This is a genomic window from Marinobacter sp. LV10R520-4 (assembly GCF_002563815.1).
Lineage (GTDB): Bacteria > Pseudomonadota > Gammaproteobacteria > Pseudomonadales > Oleiphilaceae > Marinobacter.
Genome location: NZ_PDJM01000001.1, coordinates 602,629 through 619,278 on the forward strand (window position 1 = coordinate 602,629; position 16,650 = coordinate 619,278).

General features: G+C 53.8%; 20 protein-coding genes. 9 read left to right on the forward strand and 11 right to left on the reverse strand.

From position 1 onward, the window contains the following. Positions 1 to 13: 13 nt before the first annotated feature. The gene (locus tag ATG98_RS02870) at positions 14 to 652 is read right to left on the reverse strand and encodes an SDR family oxidoreductase (RefSeq protein WP_098419417.1); all 639 of its coding nucleotides are present in this window, start codon (positions 650 to 652) and stop codon (positions 14 to 16) included. A gap of 110 nt (positions 653 to 762) precedes the next feature. Between ATG98_RS02870 and ATG98_RS02875 the strand changes: the two genes are divergently transcribed. From ATG98_RS02875 to ATG98_RS02885, 3 genes are all read left to right on the forward strand, one after another. After that, on the forward strand, positions 763 to 1,857 hold the full coding sequence (locus ATG98_RS02875; protein ID WP_098422099.1) for a hypothetical protein: 1,095 nt from the start codon (positions 763 to 765) through the stop codon (positions 1,855 to 1,857). A 107-nt stretch (positions 1,858 to 1,964) separates the two neighbouring features. After that, the gene (locus ATG98_RS02880) at positions 1,965 to 2,414 is read left to right on the forward strand and encodes a hypothetical protein (protein ID WP_098419419.1); all 450 of its coding nucleotides are present in this window, start codon (positions 1,965 to 1,967) and stop codon (positions 2,412 to 2,414) included. 220 nt (positions 2,415 to 2,634) lie between these two features. Beyond that, complete coding sequence (locus tag ATG98_RS02885) at positions 2,635 to 3,585, forward strand: DMT family transporter (protein WP_098419420.1); 951 nt, start codon at positions 2,635 to 2,637, stop codon at positions 3,583 to 3,585. Positions 3,586 to 3,615: 30 nt separating this feature from the next. Here the strand turns inward: ATG98_RS02885 and gloA are convergent, their stop codons facing one another. After that, complete coding sequence (gene gloA / locus ATG98_RS02890) at positions 3,616 to 4,161, reverse strand: lactoylglutathione lyase (protein WP_098419421.1); 546 nt, start codon at positions 4,159 to 4,161, stop codon at positions 3,616 to 3,618. 207 nt (positions 4,162 to 4,368) lie between these two features. Here gloA and ATG98_RS02895 point away from each other — a divergent pair, with 207 nt between their 5' ends. Continuing rightward, positions 4,369 to 5,463 carry a lysylphosphatidylglycerol synthase transmembrane domain-containing protein gene (locus ATG98_RS02895; protein ID WP_228706004.1) on the forward strand — a complete coding sequence of 365 codons (1,095 nt, stop codon included), beginning with the start codon at positions 4,369 to 4,371 and terminating at the stop codon, positions 5,461 to 5,463. Next, positions 5,460 to 7,694, forward strand: coding sequence for a glycosyltransferase (locus ATG98_RS02900; RefSeq protein ID WP_098419422.1), 2,235 nt, complete (start codon positions 5,460 to 5,462; stop codon positions 7,692 to 7,694). The genes ATG98_RS02895 and ATG98_RS02900 overlap by 4 nt, the downstream gene beginning before the upstream one ends. A gap of 64 nt (positions 7,695 to 7,758) precedes the next feature. On the opposite strand, the gene ATG98_RS02905 is transcribed toward ATG98_RS02900, so the two are convergent. Together ATG98_RS02905 and ATG98_RS02910 are read right to left on the reverse strand one after the other, a co-directional pair. Continuing rightward, positions 7,759 to 8,766 (reverse strand): rhodanese-related sulfurtransferase, encoded by a 1,008-nt coding sequence (locus ATG98_RS02905; protein WP_098419423.1) that lies wholly within the window; start codon positions 8,764 to 8,766, stop codon positions 7,759 to 7,761. A gap of 147 nt (positions 8,767 to 8,913) precedes the next feature. Beyond that, a complete protein-coding gene (locus ATG98_RS02910) occupies positions 8,914 to 9,642 on the reverse strand; it encodes a DsbA family protein (protein ID WP_098419424.1) in 729 nt (242 codons plus the stop codon). Positions 9,643 to 9,767: 125 nt separating this feature from the next. Between ATG98_RS02910 and ATG98_RS21410 the strand changes: the two genes are divergently transcribed. Then, a complete protein-coding gene (locus ATG98_RS21410; protein ID WP_143751152.1) occupies positions 9,768 to 9,941 on the forward strand; it encodes a DUF6435 family protein in 174 nt (57 codons plus the stop codon). Positions 9,942 to 9,996: 55 nt separating this feature from the next. On the opposite strand, the gene ATG98_RS02915 is transcribed toward ATG98_RS21410, so the two are convergent. Together ATG98_RS02915 and ATG98_RS02920 are read right to left on the reverse strand one after the other, a co-directional pair. Beyond that, on the reverse strand, positions 9,997 to 10,341 hold the full coding sequence (locus tag ATG98_RS02915; RefSeq protein ID WP_098419425.1) for a chaperone modulator CbpM: 345 nt from the start codon (positions 10,339 to 10,341) through the stop codon (positions 9,997 to 9,999). 13 nt (positions 10,342 to 10,354) lie between these two features. After that, complete coding sequence (locus ATG98_RS02920) at positions 10,355 to 11,308, reverse strand: DnaJ C-terminal domain-containing protein (protein WP_098422100.1); 954 nt, start codon at positions 11,306 to 11,308, stop codon at positions 10,355 to 10,357. 205 nt (positions 11,309 to 11,513) lie between these two features. Between ATG98_RS02920 and ATG98_RS02925 the strand changes: the two genes are divergently transcribed. Further along, positions 11,514 to 11,966 carry a YtoQ family protein gene (locus ATG98_RS02925; protein WP_098422101.1) on the forward strand — a complete coding sequence of 151 codons (453 nt, stop codon included), beginning with the start codon at positions 11,514 to 11,516 and terminating at the stop codon, positions 11,964 to 11,966. Here ATG98_RS02925 and ATG98_RS02930 read toward each other — a convergent pair. The 4 genes from ATG98_RS02930 to ATG98_RS02945 are packed head-to-tail and all read right to left on the reverse strand — an operon-like array spanning position 11,963 to position 14,145. Continuing rightward, positions 11,963 to 12,346, reverse strand: coding sequence for a DUF2750 domain-containing protein (locus tag ATG98_RS02930; RefSeq protein ID WP_098422102.1), 384 nt, complete (start codon positions 12,344 to 12,346; stop codon positions 11,963 to 11,965). The two genes, ATG98_RS02925 and ATG98_RS02930, sit on opposite strands and share 4 nt — an antisense overlap. A 43-nt stretch (positions 12,347 to 12,389) precedes the next feature. Next, positions 12,390 to 13,301: a homocysteine S-methyltransferase family protein gene (locus ATG98_RS02935; protein WP_098422103.1), complete on the reverse strand. Its 912-nt coding sequence runs from the start codon at positions 13,299 to 13,301 to the stop codon at positions 12,390 to 12,392. 51 nt (positions 13,302 to 13,352) lie between these two features. Then, the gene (locus tag ATG98_RS02940; RefSeq protein WP_098419430.1) at positions 13,353 to 13,784 is read right to left on the reverse strand and encodes a DUF3010 family protein; all 432 of its coding nucleotides are present in this window, start codon (positions 13,782 to 13,784) and stop codon (positions 13,353 to 13,355) included. 16 nt (positions 13,785 to 13,800) lie between these two features. Further along, the gene (locus tag ATG98_RS02945; protein ID WP_098419431.1) at positions 13,801 to 14,145 is read right to left on the reverse strand and encodes a PBPRA1643 family SWIM/SEC-C metal-binding motif protein; all 345 of its coding nucleotides are present in this window, start codon (positions 14,143 to 14,145) and stop codon (positions 13,801 to 13,803) included. Between the two features lie 268 nt (positions 14,146 to 14,413). Between ATG98_RS02945 and ATG98_RS02950 the strand changes: the two genes are divergently transcribed. Next, entirely contained in the window at positions 14,414 to 15,421 is a 1,008-nt protein-coding gene (locus ATG98_RS02950) for a zinc-dependent alcohol dehydrogenase family protein (protein ID WP_098422104.1), read from the forward strand. Positions 15,422 to 15,511: 90 nt separating this feature from the next. Beyond that, entirely contained in the window at positions 15,512 to 16,132 is a 621-nt protein-coding gene (locus tag ATG98_RS02955; RefSeq protein ID WP_098419433.1) for a flavin reductase family protein, read from the forward strand. A gap of 135 nt (positions 16,133 to 16,267) precedes the next feature. On the opposite strand, the gene ATG98_RS02960 is transcribed toward ATG98_RS02955, so the two are convergent. Beyond that, entirely contained in the window at positions 16,268 to 16,444 is a 177-nt protein-coding gene (locus ATG98_RS02960; RefSeq protein WP_098419434.1) for a CCGSCS motif protein, read from the reverse strand. Positions 16,445 to 16,650: the final 206 nt, after the last annotated feature.

A 16,650-nucleotide genomic window follows, 5' to 3' on the forward strand; every position in this document is an offset into this window, starting at 1 on the left:
AGAACCGATGACATCACAACGCCACCAACGCCTCATCCACCGGCGTCGTACCAGAGAGCACTTCGAATGTGCGGTTATCGCAGTTGTCTGAATTCAACACCGCCAGCAGTACATTGGCTACGTCTTCCCGGGGAATGTCGCCCGAGCGGTCGAGGGTTTCACGAATATCGACCTTACCGCTGCCCGAATCTTCAGTAAGTGGCCCGGGGCGTACAATGGTGTAGGTAAGGCCGCTGGCCACCAGATGCTCGTCTGCTTTGTGTTTTGCTTCCAGATAATGGCGAATCTTTTCAGGGGCATCGCCAGGCTTGTCTGCGCGCATGCTGCTAACAATTATAAAGCGCTTGATACCCATTTGTTTTGCGGTTTCCATCAGGTTGATGGCGCCGTTCTGGTCTACGTCGACGGTTTTTTCAGGGCCGGTTTTGGGGCCTGAACCTGCGGTAAAAATAACCGCGTCACAACCACGTAACGCTTCGCGGCAATCACCTTCCAGATCTCCCACCACGGTTTCGGTGGCGCCCAGTTTTTGCAGGTCCGGCCCCTGCTCCGGGTCGCGAATCAAGGCCCGTGCCTCGTGCTCGGTGTCTGCCATCTTTTCCAATAAATGACGGCCTATCTGACCGTTAGCTCCAGCGATTAATACGCGCATAGTGTGATCTCCTGTTGCAATAACTCCATACTGTACCTAACGACCTTCGTGCGCCAGCACCCTCTTTCAAGGCCCTATGGCATTAGATGGGAACTAAGGATGAACCGGGGATGAAAAGACTCTTAGGTGTATTTGTATTGGCCGCCTTACTGGCCACTTTCTTCAGCCTTGCTGCCGAACCCGTTCCGGTTGAGCAAAAACTCATCCGCATTCACGCCAGCGATGTGTTGGGCGAGCTCCCCGGCCTTGAGCACGAATCCGTTGATTTGCAGGCTGTTCTAGCGGATATGGCTGATGATCCTCTGCTGGTGCTAAAGGCAAGAACCGCTCTGTTGAAATACCCGGTTATGGCCCGCCAACTGCTACTCATTTACGGCGGCGAGCCGGAGTTTCAGGAAATTCTGCGGCAACATGGCGATTCGGTGTTGCCTCCCATCCACTATTTTGTGTCCAATTCTGTTGGGTCCATTGAATGGATGAACCGGGCTGGCACGCAATACCAGCTGTTCAAACAATGGTTTACCGATAACGAAAACAGCTCGACGATCGTTAATACTGTACAGCCACTAACACCCACCGAGCGCGGTTGGTACGCGGTTCAATACATTCATACCGAAGGTCATGATTTTCTGGGTCAGTTTCTGGTTAATCCAGAGGGCAAGGTTGAGTGGATTGCAAGCGAGCGTGTTCTGGAAGGGCTGAACCAGTTTTTCGCCGGTGGCCTGCGCCAACTGGAAAAACGCCATCGCATGAATGAACCCATTGGCGCCGCTGATATTGGCTGGGCGGCGCTGGATGTGGTGGTGTTCGCCAGCGCGGTGAAAGTTCTGCGTATTGGCCGATTCGCTGCGGCAACCACCCAGAATGCCAGCCGCGGCACGCGCTCTGCGGCCCTGGCCGTCCGTTTCAGTCGCGGTGGCCGTTTGGTACTCAGCAGCGCCCGCTATGCAAAGTGGCCGCTGATTGTAGGCGCAGGCTATCTGGTAATTACCCACCCCAGCCTGATTAACGACTTTCTGGTCGAACTGGCCGACGTGATTGGCGCACCGGCCTTACTGATTCAATGGGTTGGTTGGTTATTGCTGCTAATGCCGGCTCTTTATCTTTTGCGCGGCCTTCTTTGGCTGACAACGCCTCTGTTGCGCGTTGTACTTTGGAGCACCGGGCGACTGCTAGCGCAGCTTAGCGGTCGCAGCGCGGCGTAAAGATGTTCGCAACCCCGCAGTGCGTGACATTGTCACTGAACCTTCTACCACAGTGTTCTATGGTGAATGCAACTCGAATTCATCAAATCACTCAGGAGTTTCAAACCATGATGAAATCATTCAAAACACTGGCAGTCGCCGCTGTGATGTCTGTGACGGCTATGGGCCCAATGGCTGCGCAAGCGGGGGATCAGCAAATGATTGACGAAGTACTGATAATTCTGTCCAGCGAATCCCTGCAAACACAGGGTATGGCCATGGTACTGTCCAACACAATGGCCCAGAAAGGTGCCAAGGTGAATGTGTTGCTGTGTGACAAAGCCGGCGACCTGGCCTTGAAAGCTTACGACGCACCGGCCCTGAAGCCGAAAGACGTGACTCCGGGCCAGATGCTTCGTGGTCTGTTGAAACAAGGCGGCACTGCCAACGTATGCGCGCTTTACCTGCCTAACAGCGATTACAGCAAAGAAGACCTGCTGGACGGCGTGGGTGTTGCTACGCCACCGGAAATGGCAGAACAGATGTTGAATTCAGAAATGCGCACTTTTACGTTTTAAGTACAAAGCCGAGCGCCGAGCCCAGCTTTAAAAGGCGCAGCGGTTCCTACGGGCAACGCCTGAAAAGTGCTCGAGAATTGGCTAAAAGGTAACAACAAAGCAACAACGGCCGCCCTGGAAACGGCGCAGCCGTTGTTTTGTCTCGAACAAACACAAACGGGCTGGTCGCAACAGGCCCCAACGCCTATCATAGCTTCCTTTCTTTTTGCCGGACGTTGTTATGCTCAGGGGTGTATTGCTGATCGCGTTTGCCGCCGTGCTCTGGTCTACCACCAGCATCGTCGCTAAATTTCTGTTTGCCAGTTCTGATTTGGGAGGCCTTACCCTGGGCTTACTCAGATTAATGGTGGCCCTGCCGTTTTTTTGGCTGCTGATGCGCCGTGAGCAGCACCAGTTGGCCAGTCAACAACGGCAAAACCCGACAGACGGCCCTGCACCGCTCACCCGCCTGGGCCAGCTTCCGTTAAAGGCCCTGATACCACTGGCCGGACTGGGCATTTTTCAGGCTGTGTATCAGGGCAGCTATTTGGTGGCGGTGGATTTGACCGGTGCCGGCATTGCCACGTTGATTTCGCTGTGCCTGCCACCGGTGTTTGTGGCCCTGCTGGCGGCGCCCATACTGGGTGAAAAACCGGGCGCGATTACCCTGGCGGCACTGTTCGTGGCCATAGCCGGTACCGTTATGCTGGTGTTGAGCGATATGGAAACTGCGGGTACGCTACGCTTGGCCGGTATTTTAATGTCGCTGCTGGCCGCAGCTGTATACACCGGGTTCAACCTGACCAGCCGTTACAACTCTGCGCGAACGCCGGTGTTTACCACCGCCTTTCTGTGTTTCTTCACCGCTGCGTTGGTCTTGCTGCCAGCGGTCTATTTCAGTGGCGGCTTTGCCGATGTGCAAAACCTTCGATGGCAGCACTGGCTGATGGTGATTTACATCGGGATAGTGCCAACCTGTATTGGCTACCTATGCTTTTTTGCAGGCATGCAAACAACGCCGGCCACCCTGGCCAGCATCATTGTTATCTTGGAACCCTTATTTGTCGCACTACTGGCATGGCTGATTCTGGGCGAGGAATTAGGCACAATCGGCCTTGCGGGCGCGTTTATACTCACCGTAGCAGTGGTGGTGGCGTCACGCTACGGTAACCCACCACGGCCAGCCAACTAACGAGTGAGCGTTAAAGGCTGACCGCGCGCATCAGTCTTTGCGCTGGTGTTCAAGCATATCGGGCTGCAGAATTTCAATCCAGTAGCCGTCGGGGTCTTTGATAAACGCCAGGCCCTTCATCTTGCCGTCATCCGGCTTTTTCACAAAATCGACGTGCAACGCCTCGAACCGATCACAGGCCGAGTACACATCCGGCACCGCGATACCAATATGGCCAAAGCCCTGGGGCTGGTCGTTGCCGTTGTGGTAGGCAAAATCGTCGTCGTTCTCTGTGCCCCAGTTGTGGGTCAGCTCCAACATGGCTTCGCGGCCAAAGGTGTAAGTGGTGCGGTGGGCGTTATCGGTCGGCACCATGCTGGCCTGACGATCATCCAGATACCCCAGAAAATACAGGGTGAATTTCATTTCCGGAAAATCCAGTTTGCGGACCAAACGCATACCCAAAACCCGACTGTAAAAATCCAGGGATTTTTGCGGATCTTTTACTCGCAGCATAGTCTGATTAAACACAAAGCCTTCCGTCTCTGGCACTGGCTCGTGATGAAGTCCGGGCGCCTGTTCAAAGTGTTTTGGCATAATAAAAACCTGTTGGTAAACCGCGCAACGCCTGTAAGCACGCAGTCAATGAATGGCAGGTGTACAAGGTTTAATTGTGATCTGCCGAGGGCTTTTCAAGGTTATGTTAGGCTACACACTCTTAATCGGCCATGCAGCTTTTATAAGTCTGACTTGAGTACCTTTGCTGTGAACCAGCCCACTAAAAGACATCTAACCCGCCCACAAGTGTCCGAACCAAGACCAAAAGCGCAGGCAGACAGCGCCGGCAAACGTGCCGTCAATTCAAATCAACAAAACACCTCTGGAAGACGTCTGGCGCTGTTCAGCTTTTTGTTCCTCGTGCTTACAGGCGTTGGCCTATACACCGTTTATACCCATTTTGCAGACAAAACCCTGAGCTTTGACAACCGCTTGCTGGAACCGGCTACGCTGCTGTCGCTGGCTGCCCTGCTTTTTGTTTACTACGGTGCTGACGCCTTACGCCTTCATTTTACTCTGCGCGCGCTGGGGCACCGGCTGAACACCAGGGTTATCGCCCGGCTGGTGTTTATCAATCTGTTTTTCTCAAACGTCACGCCTATGGCTACCGGCGGTGGTTTTGCGCAAATCTGGTATCTGCACAAGCATGGTGTGCCCATTGGTACCGCAACTGCAGCCACGACTATCCGGACTCTGTTAGCCGTTATTTTCATTTTTTCGCTGACACCGGTGTTTCTGCTGTCACTGGGGGCATTGGAGGGACGCGCAATCAGCGGCAATGTGGGTATCGCACTGACGTTTTTCATCTTGCTGTATCTGGGGTTTTTCGCGGTGTTATTAATGCGCACACGCTGGCTGATGGCGCCTTTGGCGAAACTGCTGACGGTTTTGTGGCACCTGAAGCTGATCAGCGCCGAACGCCACCGACACTGGCAGTTCAAAGCCAAGCGGGAGATGCTGCGATTTTCCGCCAGTTTTAGCGATTATCTGCGCGGCCAGCCAATGTATATTGCGCTATCGGTGTTTTTGACCGCTGTATTTCTGCTCAGTCTGTTCAGCTTTCCGGCCCTTTTGCTCCACAGCCTGGATTACACGGTGGACTATATAACAACGCTAGGCTTGCTGGTGGTCACAACCTTCATCATGTATTTCTCGCCCACCCCGGGGGCATCAGGCATTTCAGAAGGCGTGTTTGGCAGTTTTTTCAGCGAGATCCTGGCGCCCTCACATCTTCTGCTGGTGATTGTGGCCTGGCGTTTTCTGACAATTTATCTCGGTATGCTGATTGGCCTGGTGGTCATGCAACGGGAGTTGATAAGGCAACGGAGAGCCAAACCATGAATCGCCCACCGCTACTGAAATGGCTTTTTTACCTTTGCCTCACCGTGGTGGTTCTGCTGGTGGGCTACAAGGTATACCTGAACCTGTTTATGAAGGACTTCAACTCCCTGCATTCCGAGCAGGCAGAGCGTATTAGCGAGGCCCTGGCAAACGACCAACCACTAAGCTTCGCGGTGGTTGGCAACATCAATAACTCCATCGGTATTTTTGAGGAACGTATCGTGCCAGCGCTAAACGCGGGCGAATACGACTTTATGGTGTCCGCCGGTAATGCGGTCAGCAGCGGTGGCGAAGACAAATACCGGGCGTTGTTTGGCTCGCTGGGGCACCTGAACATTCCCTGGTTGATGACCTTTGGCGACAACGAATACGACAATTTTGGCAGCTTTCGCTTTTACGATCATTTCGGCCCGCATTTTTACAGCGTGCGCGCCGGTGTCAGCCGGTTAATCTTCCTCGACAGCACCGGCAAAACCGCCTGGCAATGGCAACTGCGTTGGCTCGATGAACTGCTGGCCGAAGACACCTCCAAGGCCCGCATTATCTTTATGGGTGACCCGCCGTTACATCCATCCCAAAGTGCACCTTTTGACCAGAGTGACGACTATCTACAGCCACCGGAATTCCGTAAGGCGCTGCTGGACATCGTCAAGAAGTACGACGTAAACGCGGTCATCTCTGCAAACCTGTCCCTTTACGACGAGCAAATAATCGACAACACCCTGTTTATAACCACCGGCGGTGCGGGCGGCCTGGTAATGAATGACGACATCAGTTTCTACCACTATCTGACGCTGCAAATTGATACTGACGGCAACGTCAGCCACACACTGCAAAGGCTGGAGGTGGGCCAGCATCCGCTTTTGAAAAAACTGGAAAGCCTGTGGTTCTTTATCTATTCGCTGTTTTATACCGGCTACCTAAATTTCTTTTTGCTGGTGGCTGTGTTTTCCGCGGTGAATATTAAGCTCTACGGCCTTATTTTCGTTGGCAAAGACTACTACCCAGACTACGATCTTGACGCCTCGCCGTTTTTGCAAAAGCCCATACGGGTGGCCATGTTCACCAACAATTATTTGCCGTTTATTGGTGGCGTGCCTATATCCATTGCCCGTTTGCGCCGGGGGCTGGAAGCCATGGGCGACAGCGTACTGGTGGTGGCACCGCGTTATCAGAACCAGCCGGCACAGGAAGAAAGCATCCTGCGGGTACCGGCGCTGCTCACCATGGGCTCCAAGCGCGAATTCCGCTTGGCCAATATATTTCTAAGCCGTATTCGCAAGCGCCTGCGGGCCTTCAAGCCAGACATTATTCACCTACACCACCCCTTCTGGCTGGGCTCGCTCGGGCTGTTTCTGGCCCGCCGGTTAAACATACCCGCGGTGTACACCTACCACACCCGGCTGGAGCATTACGCTCACTTTGTCCCCCTGCCAGGCATGCTATTTCGTAATCTGATTTCCCACGCGCTGATCAAACGCTTTGCCAACAAGTGCGACACGGTGATTGTTCCCACTTACTCGATTGAAGAATATCTTCGGATGATCGGGGTTAAATCCCCCGTTTACGTGCAGCCTACCGGCATTGAGTATGAGCGTTTCCAAGCTGTGAACCCTGCCGACGTGCAAAAATTGCGCAAACGATTGGGCCTGAAAAACGAGAAAGTGCTGGTGAGTGTGTCGCGACTGTCGAACGAGAAAAACATCGACTTTATGATCGATGGGCTGAATGAACTGCGCCGTAAAACCGCCGTTGCGTTTCACTTTGTCATGATTGGCGAAGGCCATCAGCGTGAACGCCTGCAACAAAAAATAGACGACCTGGGCTTGCAGCAGCACATCACCCTGGCCGGCAGCATTGAGCCTGCGGTTATGGCCACCTGGTATCAATTAGGCGACATCTTCGTGTTTGCGTCGAAATCAGAAACCCAGGGCATGGTGATTCTGGAGGCTATGGCGGCGGGCTTACCGGTCGTGGCCGTGCGTTCAAGTGGAATTGATGACGTCGTGCGCCAAGGTGTCAACGGCTTTAAAACACCGGAGAAACAAAGCCTGTGGTGCGAGCGAGTACAACAATTAATGGAACAGGATGGGCTGCGCCATCAGTTAGCAGAACAGGCCCTGGCGTTTGCCAAGGACTATTCGGTAGAGCAGTTTGCCAAAGACGTGCGCAGAATTTACGGCGAAACACTGGCCCTGGCCGCCAAGAAGGCCAAACCTAAAAAGCCTTAAAGAAGCAGGCCGCTAACGGCTTTTCTGATGCTCACTTCTTGCGCTGGGTCTAGCGTTGAGCCCATCAGGAGCGGGCTTTTTCGCCGTCCAGGCTTAATTTGGCCTGACGTGCGCACTCGGCCTGCTTGCGCTTTTTGCGTTCAGCAACAACGCGGGCCGCATCGCCTCCTACGTGAACTTCACCACGCTCCTCTGCCAGGCGCATTTGCCGTTCGCGCTCGGCAAAACGCGCCTTTTGAGACTCGCTTGATACGCCAGCGCACTGGTGACAGCTCACGCCTTTGCTGTATTCCGGCCGCAGCTTGTTAGCCTCCGTGATCGGGCGACGGCAGGCGTGGCACTGGTCGTAGTCACCACGTTCAAGGCGATGATTGACCGTGACACGATCGTCAAATACAAAACACTCACCTTCCCACAAGCTTTTCTCTTCCGGCATCTCTTCCAGGTATTTCAAAATGCCGCCTTTGAGGTGATACACCTCGTCAAAGCCCTGCTCTTTCATATAAGCCGTCGACTTTTCACAGCGGATACCGCCGGTGCAAAACATGGCGACCTTTTTGTGTTTGGCCGGATCAAGGTTCTGCCTTACATATTCGGGAAATTCGCGAAACGTATCCGTGGCGGGGTTGAGGGCGTTTTTGAAGGTGCCAATTTCCACTTCATACTGGTTGCGGGTATCAACCAGCACAACGTCTGGATCGGAGATCAATTCATTCCACTGCTCGGGATTCAGGTAGGTGCCCACGATGCGCTTCGGATCAATGCCCTCGACGCCCATGGTGACAATTTCTTTCTTCAGCTTGACTTTGGTGCGCTTGAACGGCTGCTCGCCGACAAACGATTCCTTGTATTCAATGCCGGCAAAACGGTCATCGCTGTTAATCCAGGCCTTTATCGCATCAACGCCGTCGCGGCTGCCGGCTACGGTGCCATTTATACCCTCACTGGCCAGCAATAATGTGCCATGCACACCTTTTTCCAACATCAGGCTCAGCAGCGGCTGGCGCAGCGCCTGGTAGTCATTCAGAACCGCGAATTTATACAGCGCACACACAACAACGGAATCAGTCATAGCAATCTCCTGCGGGCCGGATCGTAAATCCGGAGCATGGTTGGGGTAGTCGAGCATTCAAAGAGGGGGTGATTTTAGCCCATTAAGGCGATGGATCAAGTCAGGAGTGGCCGCAGCAACACGCTGCGGCCGGGTATCACCTAAAAATTAGCGGCGGGCAGCCAGTTCGCGTTCTACCACGGCAGACAGCTGACCCCAGCCCGGGCGGGTCAGGACGATGTTGTCGACCATCACAGTGGGTGTGCTGACCACCCGTAACTGGGTTGCCACTTTGGCGCTTTGTTCGATGGCCTCGCGGTGCAGTTCGGTTGCCATACAGCGGCTGAAGCGATTTTCACTCAGGCCAAGGTCGCCGGCATAACGGGTGAACGTTGCCTGCGGATCTGATACGTCTGACCAGCTCGACTGATTGCTGTACAGTGTTTCGTGCATAGGCCAATAGGCATTCTGGTCGCCCGCGCAGCGTGCGGCCTGGGCCGCCGGCATGGCATTGGCATGTTGTGACAGCGGCAGATCAAAATACACAAAACGCACCTTACCGCTTTCCACATACTCTTTTTTCAAGCGTTGGCTAGCGTCGGCAAAACGGGCACATGCCGGGCACTGATAATCCGCAAATTCCCGCACCACAACCGGCGCATCAGCTGCACCCACTGAAACGCCAAACTGATCCAGCTCGGCTGGAAACGCCGGCGTGCCTTGCTGCGCAACTGGCAATTCGTCAGAATCTGGCGACGGGCCAGACGTTATAAAGAACAGGCCAATCAACATCACGACGACAACTATGGTCATAACACCCAAGGCCAGTGAGCGTTTGCTGGCCGGTTTACGAGCCGCAGCGTGACCGCTGTGCTGGCGACGTTTTGCTTCACCCATGAAAACCAACTCCGTTGTGTGTTTAAGGCCCAGCAGTAAAGCACAATCCAGTCGTGTTGGCCTAGTCATCGGATTCGATATACTTGCCGTATACATCCAAAATATTATTGAAGGAGAGTAAATGCATGTTTGGATTATTTAAAAGCGACCCGAAGAAAAAGCTGCAAAAAGCCTACGAGGCCAAGTTGGAGAAGGCACTGCACTATCAGCGCAATGGAGATTTACGCACCCACAGTACGCTCATGTTAGAAGCGGAAAGTCTGTATGCGGAAATTCAAGCGCTCGAAAAGAGAGCTTAGAAAACGGAATAACGGCGCTGCTGTCATCAACACGCGCCGATTGCTTACGTTTAGCCTATTCGCCTGATAGCTGTCGAAGGCGCTGGTTCAGGCGACTCACTTCCCTACGCATTTGCTGAACTTCATCCAGCAAATCGAGCGATACCGCCAGACCAGGCAAATTCAGTTTCAAATCCTGCTGCAATCTTAGGGCCCGCTGCAGGCGTGTTAAGGCCATTACATCGAATTGCCAGTCCCGCGGAAGATGATGCTCTTCGATGGGCGACACAATGCCGTAGTTCACCAGCTTAATCACGAATTCTGCGTGGCATTCGCCACGCTCGCAAATCTCGTGCAATGTAAACACGCCACCGTCGGCATCGGTAATTTCTACAGTCAAAATGTGGTCTTGTCTGCTCATCCCAAACCTCCGGTTACACGTGCAGTCTGGCGCGTGGATTGAAGTCTTTTTCGGCGTCTGCCAGCTGCTGGTAAATGGCCAACGCTTGTTCCGAGTGCTCCTCAGGTAGCGTCACCTGCAACGTCACAATCTGATCTCCGACGTGTTTGCCAGGCAAGCCTTTGCCTTTCAGGCGCAGCTTACGACCGCTGGAAGAACCTTTGGGTACCTTCACGCTCACTTTACCACCGACTACCGGCACCGTAATACTGGCGCCTAACGCGCCCTCCCACGGGCTGATAGGCACGGTGATCAACACATCGTTACCGTCAACTGTGAACTGAGGATGGGGCGCCAGTTCCACTTCAATAAACAGGTCGCCGGCGCTGGCACCACCCACACCGGGCGAACCCTGGCCTTTCAGGCGAATGTGCTGACCCTCGCGCATACCGGCGGGAATTTTAACTTTGAGGGTTTTCTGCCGCGCCACAACCCGGCCACGCTCGTCTGCGTCGTGCACAGCGAACGAAACCTGTTTGTCACAACCGTTGTAGGCTTCTTCCAGAAACAGCGCCAGCCGGGCATGGATGTCTTCACCGCGCATGCGCATGTTCTGACGAAAACCGCCGCCACCGGCTTGCTGGCCACGGCCAAACATCTGCTCGAAAAAGTCGCTGAACTGGCTGGCATCGGCTTCAGTATAGCCACCGCCACCAAAACCGGATTCACTCTGCCAGCCAGGAGGTGGCTGGAAAGAACCGTCAGGTTGCGCGCCGTACTTGCGCAACTGGTCATATTCGGTACGTTTTTCCGGATCTTTCAGAACTTCGTAAGCTTCGCCGACATTTTTGAACATCTCATCGGCGTTGTCTTCCTTGCTCACGTCCGGATGGTATTTCCGCGCCAGTTTGCGATAGGACTTTTTAATGTCCTCGGGAGAGGCAGACTCGCTCACACCAAGCACGGCGTAATAATCTTTGAAATCCATGGTTCTCCTCATATCGGCGCACGGCGGCTCGCAGCGGCTCAAAGATGATTGTCCTACTATCTATAATTGGCGCAAACGGGAAAATTGCAAGTGAATCCTGGGTGTTAAAGGCGTGAAATGAATCCCGCTGTTCACTCGCGTATAATACCGTCACCTTTATTGGTACCGCAGTAAATCTGCCCGAATATTACTTCAGGAGAACTCGATGATCTGGACTGTCTATCTTTCTGGCGAAATTCATACCGACTGGCGTGAACAAATTAAGGCGGGCGCAGAAGCCGCCGGCCTGCCGGTGGAATTCACCGCCCCGGTCACCCATCACGAAGCCAGCGATGCGGCGGGGGATATGCTGGGTAAGCCCGATGTGGCGTTCTGGCGCGATCACCAGTCAGCCAAAGTGAATGGTATTCGCACCAAGACGATGCTGGAGCAATGCGACCTTGCAGTGATTCGCTTCGGCGACAAGTACAAACAGTGGAACGCCGCTTTTGACGCTGGGTTCTGCGCCGCCATGGGCACGCCTTACATTACCCTGCACAGCGACGACATTGTTCACCCCCTGAAAGAAGTGGACTCCGCCGCCATGGCGCGGGCGCAGACGCCTGAGCAGGTGGTTGAGGTTTTGAAGTACGTGACGGCGGACCCCTACCCTACCTAAAAGCTCGACATCTCTTCTTGCAGATCGCGCTTTAGTTCTTCCGGTGAGGTAATCCACAAAGTACCTTCCGCGCCGGGGAACACGCCCACTTCCAGTTTGTCTTTGGTCAGGCCCGGCACCCATTTTTTGAAAAAGTCTGGCAGGGAAATGCTTTTCGGGGTCAGATCGTCTGAGCCTTTGGCATATTCCGCTGCGAACTCGGCGCTGGGCCACACAGGCACGTGTGCCACGCCCTCCTCTTCCGAAACAAGTTTCAGAAAACGGTTGTCGGCGTTGATCAGTATCCAGACGTCCCGTTCTTCGAGCACGGCGCTCAAAAAGTAGTCGTAGCGCTCTTCGCCATTCATTTCGAGCACGTCGGTTAATTCATTACTGCTCATAAGAATTCCATCAATTTAAAGATTTGAACTCGAGTTATCTTGCTCAGGAGTTTGACACAGGCTGCCGGGAGAACCGAATAAACTCATAGTCATCCGCAAGCGCTTCCGCAATGTGCCGCACGTGCTCCGGTGTAATCTCGCAGCAGCCGCCAATAACTGTCGCCCCATCAGCTAGCCACTGGCGCACATGGGCCACATAGGCCTGTGGGGAAATATCTTCCCGCGTCTCCAGGGCATCCACCAAACCACCCCGCGCCATAGCCTCCACAGACTTGAAGGCGTTGGCATAACCGCCGACGCACGGATACAACCTAACAAGCTCGGGCATAGCTGCAGAAATCAACTCGGGATCACAGCAGTTCAGCATCACGGCCGTGGGTGAGTAAGGGGAAACCGCAGCAACCGCCTCCGCCAGGGTTTCGCCAGACATCAGTTTGCCGTCTGCCTCAAGGCGAAACGCGACGCTATAAGGCTTGCCCAACTCGCTCGCGGCGGCACAGGCCGCACACGCTTCCAGGGTATTGGTCATGGTTTCAATCAGCAGTACATCAGCGGCGGCCTGCAGCTTTACCAACACCGCGTACTCATCTCGCAAGTCTTCAAACGAACGCGCGGGCTGGCCCTGATAACTTCCAGCCAGGGGCGGCAGGCAACCTGCAATATCCACACACGCGCTGGTGGCTTTTACAGCCTGCCCCAGCAACTCGAAAGCATTTTGGTGAATGGCCGCCAATTGCTCCAACTGGCCGTGCTGCAACAAACGGGATGGCGTGGCAGCATACGTGTTTAGCGACAATGTTTTGGCTCCAGCGCGGATAAAATCAGCGTGTACTGCAGTAACCACGGCTGGCTGCTCGTGCATAACCGCAACCGACCACAGCGGCGAACTGACAGTAGCAGCACGCCGGTAAATTTCTTGGCCAAGGCCACCATCAAGAAGCACTACAGAGCGCATAGAGCGTTTCAATTCCTTAAAATGAACGTGTGAGTCTGGACATTGCTGGCGCTACTTTGCCACGTGCCCTACATAAGCCGCTGTAAACGCGGTTTCCTGAAAAATCTTCAGACCGGTGTCTGCAAACGGAACAGGCAAAGGATTAGATGAGAGCGTCGATTTAATCAGTGCGGGCGGAAGCAACACAACCTCAATGTCAGCACTGGCCATTAATTGAATAGCGGCCTCTAACTTGAAGCTGATGGCACCCCCGGCGAACTTTCCTTTCGGCATGCGCTCTTTAATAGCTACTTTATTAACGCCGTGCTCGGCCAAAAATTTCACGATGGACGCTTGAAACTCTTGAAGGTCGCCACGGGTGTGGTTTTTCTTAAGGCTTAACTTACGAACCTTACTGTCTGGCAGACTGAAATGCCCCTGATCCAGGTTCAGCAAACACACCACGGCATCGCTGCCGGTTAATTCAACACCACAAACGCGCATACACTATCCCCGCGGCTTAACCGCAGCACTTTTTGAATTTAACACCGCTGCCGCAACTGCAAGGATCGTTCCGGGCAGGTACTTTAGCCTGCGTTACCGTTACGCCCTTGTCCAGAATCGTCGTTAGCTCACCAATGGACTCAGCCGCATCCGCACTTGCGTCTACCGTAATGCTGGCGAAAAGATCTGCTTCGGCTACGAGAACTTCAACTTCTTGCTTCCGTGCTTCGCTGGTAACAATCAACGTTAACGGGAACTTCTTACTACCGGGCTTTTTGCTGGCATTAATTTGAAAACCGCCGCGCGCCGTGTGGTGCTGACGGGCATCCTGCCTGCCTTTAAAAAAGAACTTGTCGGACATGCTGCTATCTCTGATGGGTAAAAACGATGTGCCCGAGCCTATAAACGCAGGTTGCTGTCGGGGGGGAAATGGTTTTAGCACGGTTATCGAGCGGGATATATAGTAGATGGTGGAAAATACGATGTCGTTTAACCCATTTAACGAGCGTACATAAGAAAATCCTCTACTGGCTCCCGCAGTACAGGTTGTTCATTATCATTCACCAAAAGACTTCAGTAAGCTTCGGGCACAGTGAATAGACCTGCAGCAACCATCAAAGGCCATAAATATGAAAAGCATTACCCTTTCAAGCCCCGGCGGCCTGGAACACCTCAAGCTTAACAATAGCGCGGCACCTGGCGCGCCTGGGCCTGGCCAAATGCGGGTACGCATTCATGCCTGCTCCCTGAACTATCACGATTATGCAGTGGTTGTCGGGGCAATCCCAACCGAAGACCAGCGCATCCCCATGGCTGATGGCGCTGGTGTTGTGGATGCCATCGGTGAAGGTGTCAGCGAATTCAAGGTTGGCGACCATGTGGTGTCAACCTTCTTCCCTGAATGGCTGACTGGCGCCGCCCCTATTGATAATTTCAGCACCACACCCGGTGACGGCCAGGATGGTTACGCCCGCGAGCAGGTCATCCGCCCAACCAGCTGGTTTACCCACGCACCGAAGGGCTACACCCATGCTGAAGCGGCTACTCTGACCACAGCAGGCTTAACAGCATGGCGAGCGCTGGTTGTTAATGGTGGTTTAAAAGCAGGCGATACCGTGCTCACGCTGGGTACCGGTGGGGTGTCTGTGTTTGCACTACAGTTCGCCAAGATGATGGGCGCGCGAGTTATTTCCACGTCGTCTTCAGACGAAAAACTGGAGCGGCTTACAGCATTGGGTGCAGACCACACCATCAATTACAAAACAACGTCGGCTTGGGGGGCGCGAGTCCAGGAGCTGACAAATGGCGTGGGTGTTGATCACGTTATCGAAGTGGGTGGCCCTGGCACTCTTCCGGAATCCATCGATGCCGTTCGCATTGGCGGCCATATCGCGCTTATAGGCGTACTGACCGGCCGGGCTGGCGATATTCCCACCGCAAAACTGATGGCAAAACAGGCCCGGCTGCAAGGCTTGATTGTGGGCAGCCGGACCCATCAGCAAGAGATGATTCGCGCGATTGAAGTGAACGACATGCATCCGGTTCTTGACCGGTCTTTTGCGCTGGAAGACATTGCTGATGCTTTTCGCCATGAAGAATCCGGAAAGCACTTCGGGAAAATCTGCCTGGAGTTCTAATACGGACGCCTAGTTTATTAACCGGCCACTCCGCACGGTGGTCTGGTTACACCCATGCGTAAAGCACGAGTTTGTTGTCAGGAGTTTGTTATGCCCGAAGATATACACTTCTACGAACCCGCCAATGGTCACCGACTTGCACACGACCCATTCAATGCCCTGGTGGCCCCACGGCCGATTGGATGGATTTCAACGAAAAGCCGTGACGGCGCGCTTAATCTTGCGCCTTATAGCTTCTTCAACGCCTTCAACTATGTTCCCCCAATCGTCGGATTCTCCAGCGTCGGCTACAAAGACTCCGTGCGTAATGCGGAAGAAACCGGTGAGTTTTGCTGGAATCTGGCGACTCGTCCCCTGGCAGAGGCCATGAACCAAACCTGCGCCGCTGTCGGGCCTGAAGTTGATGAATTCGCCCTTTCAGGGCTGACCCCGAAGCCTTCGCGGATTATCTCCGTGCCGCACGTGGCGGAAAGTCCGGTAACATTTGAATGTCGGGTCACGCAGATTATTCAGTTGGCAGGCGTCGACGGTCAGAAGGTCAATACCTGGATGGTGTTCGGCGAGGTGGTGGGCGTGCACATAGCGCAACACCTGCTGCGGGACGGCGTTTACGATACGGCAGCGGGCGAACCCATTCTTCGCGGCGGCGGACCGGCGGACTACTTTGCAGTAAACGCGTCGCAAAAATTTCAGATGCATCGGCCGAAATAAATCAGCCCCGACTTAACCGGAGTGCGTTAAATTTCGCTGCGTTAAAAATAGCGGCGCTAACATCAAGAAGCTGCAAACAGCTCGCGCGCGTTTTTTTGCAGCCTTAGTCATTCAAAAAGCGATACCGCTATCGGCTCACGAGCAAGAACCGCAGCAAACGCCCGAGTCGCCGTGTTTACCTTTCTTTTTGGGCAGCATCTCGGCATCAACTGCGGCTTCTTTTTGTGCTTTTGGGTCGAAGTGCTGAGCTGAATCCACTTGTACTGCCGCAGCTTTTTTCCCTTTGAATACGTCTTTAAATGATTGAACCATTGGATTGCACCTTGGTTTTGGTCTTTAACATTTATTTATAATGAATCTTATTGGTTGGGCCAAAAGTAGTCAAGAGGTTCTTTGCCCGCGGGGCGTGTTGCGTTAAAAAAACGCTAAAACCCGGCTTCCATTCATAGAGGGGCTTCTGCGACCTATGTACAATGCTCTTCACGGCTAATTCTTTGTTGCGAATCAGCCTTCCGAAA

What these genes read in the sequence shown, in the direction of transcription:
- ATG98_RS02870 (WP_098419417.1), bottom strand. Translation starts at nt 652, where the DNA reads ATGCGCGTATTAATCGCTGGAGCTAACGGTCAGATAGGCCGTCATTTA.
- ATG98_RS02875 (WP_098422099.1), top strand. Translation starts at nt 763, where the DNA reads ATGAAAAGACTCTTAGGTGTATTTGTATTGGCCGCCTTACTGGCCACT.
- ATG98_RS02880 (WP_098419419.1), top strand. Translation starts at nt 1,965, where the DNA reads ATGATGAAATCATTCAAAACACTGGCAGTCGCCGCTGTGATGTCTGTG.
- ATG98_RS02885 (WP_098419420.1), top strand. Translation starts at nt 2,635, where the DNA reads ATGCTCAGGGGTGTATTGCTGATCGCGTTTGCCGCCGTGCTCTGGTCT.
- gloA (WP_098419421.1), bottom strand. Translation starts at nt 4,161, where the DNA reads ATGCCAAAACACTTTGAACAGGCGCCCGGACTTCATCACGAGCCAGTG.
- ATG98_RS02900 (WP_098419422.1), top strand. Translation starts at nt 5,460, where the DNA reads ATGAATCGCCCACCGCTACTGAAATGGCTTTTTTACCTTTGCCTCACC.
- ATG98_RS02905 (WP_098419423.1), bottom strand. Translation starts at nt 8,766, where the DNA reads ATGACTGATTCCGTTGTTGTGTGTGCGCTGTATAAATTCGCGGTTCTG.
- ATG98_RS02910 (WP_098419424.1), bottom strand. Translation starts at nt 9,642, where the DNA reads ATGGGTGAAGCAAAACGTCGCCAGCACAGCGGTCACGCTGCGGCTCGT.
- ATG98_RS21410 (WP_143751152.1), top strand. Translation starts at nt 9,768, where the DNA reads ATGTTTGGATTATTTAAAAGCGACCCGAAGAAAAAGCTGCAAAAAGCC.
- ATG98_RS02915 (WP_098419425.1), bottom strand. Translation starts at nt 10,341, where the DNA reads ATGAGCAGACAAGACCACATTTTGACTGTAGAAATTACCGATGCCGAC.
- ATG98_RS02920 (WP_098422100.1), bottom strand. Translation starts at nt 11,308, where the DNA reads ATGGATTTCAAAGATTATTACGCCGTGCTTGGTGTGAGCGAGTCTGCC.
- ATG98_RS02925 (WP_098422101.1), top strand. Translation starts at nt 11,514, where the DNA reads ATGATCTGGACTGTCTATCTTTCTGGCGAAATTCATACCGACTGGCGT.
- ATG98_RS02930 (WP_098422102.1), bottom strand. Translation starts at nt 12,346, where the DNA reads ATGAGCAGTAATGAATTAACCGACGTGCTCGAAATGAATGGCGAAGAG.
- ATG98_RS02935 (WP_098422103.1), bottom strand. Translation starts at nt 13,301, where the DNA reads ATGCGCTCTGTAGTGCTTCTTGATGGTGGCCTTGGCCAAGAAATTTAC.
- ATG98_RS02940 (WP_098419430.1), bottom strand. Translation starts at nt 13,784, where the DNA reads ATGCGCGTTTGTGGTGTTGAATTAACCGGCAGCGATGCCGTGGTGTGT.
- ATG98_RS02945 (WP_098419431.1), bottom strand. Translation starts at nt 14,145, where the DNA reads ATGTCCGACAAGTTCTTTTTTAAAGGCAGGCAGGATGCCCGTCAGCAC.
- ATG98_RS02950 (WP_098422104.1), top strand. Translation starts at nt 14,414, where the DNA reads ATGAAAAGCATTACCCTTTCAAGCCCCGGCGGCCTGGAACACCTCAAG.
- ATG98_RS02955 (WP_098419433.1), top strand. Translation starts at nt 15,512, where the DNA reads ATGCCCGAAGATATACACTTCTACGAACCCGCCAATGGTCACCGACTT.
- ATG98_RS02960 (WP_098419434.1), bottom strand. Translation starts at nt 16,444, where the DNA reads ATGGTTCAATCATTTAAAGACGTATTCAAAGGGAAAAAAGCTGCGGCA.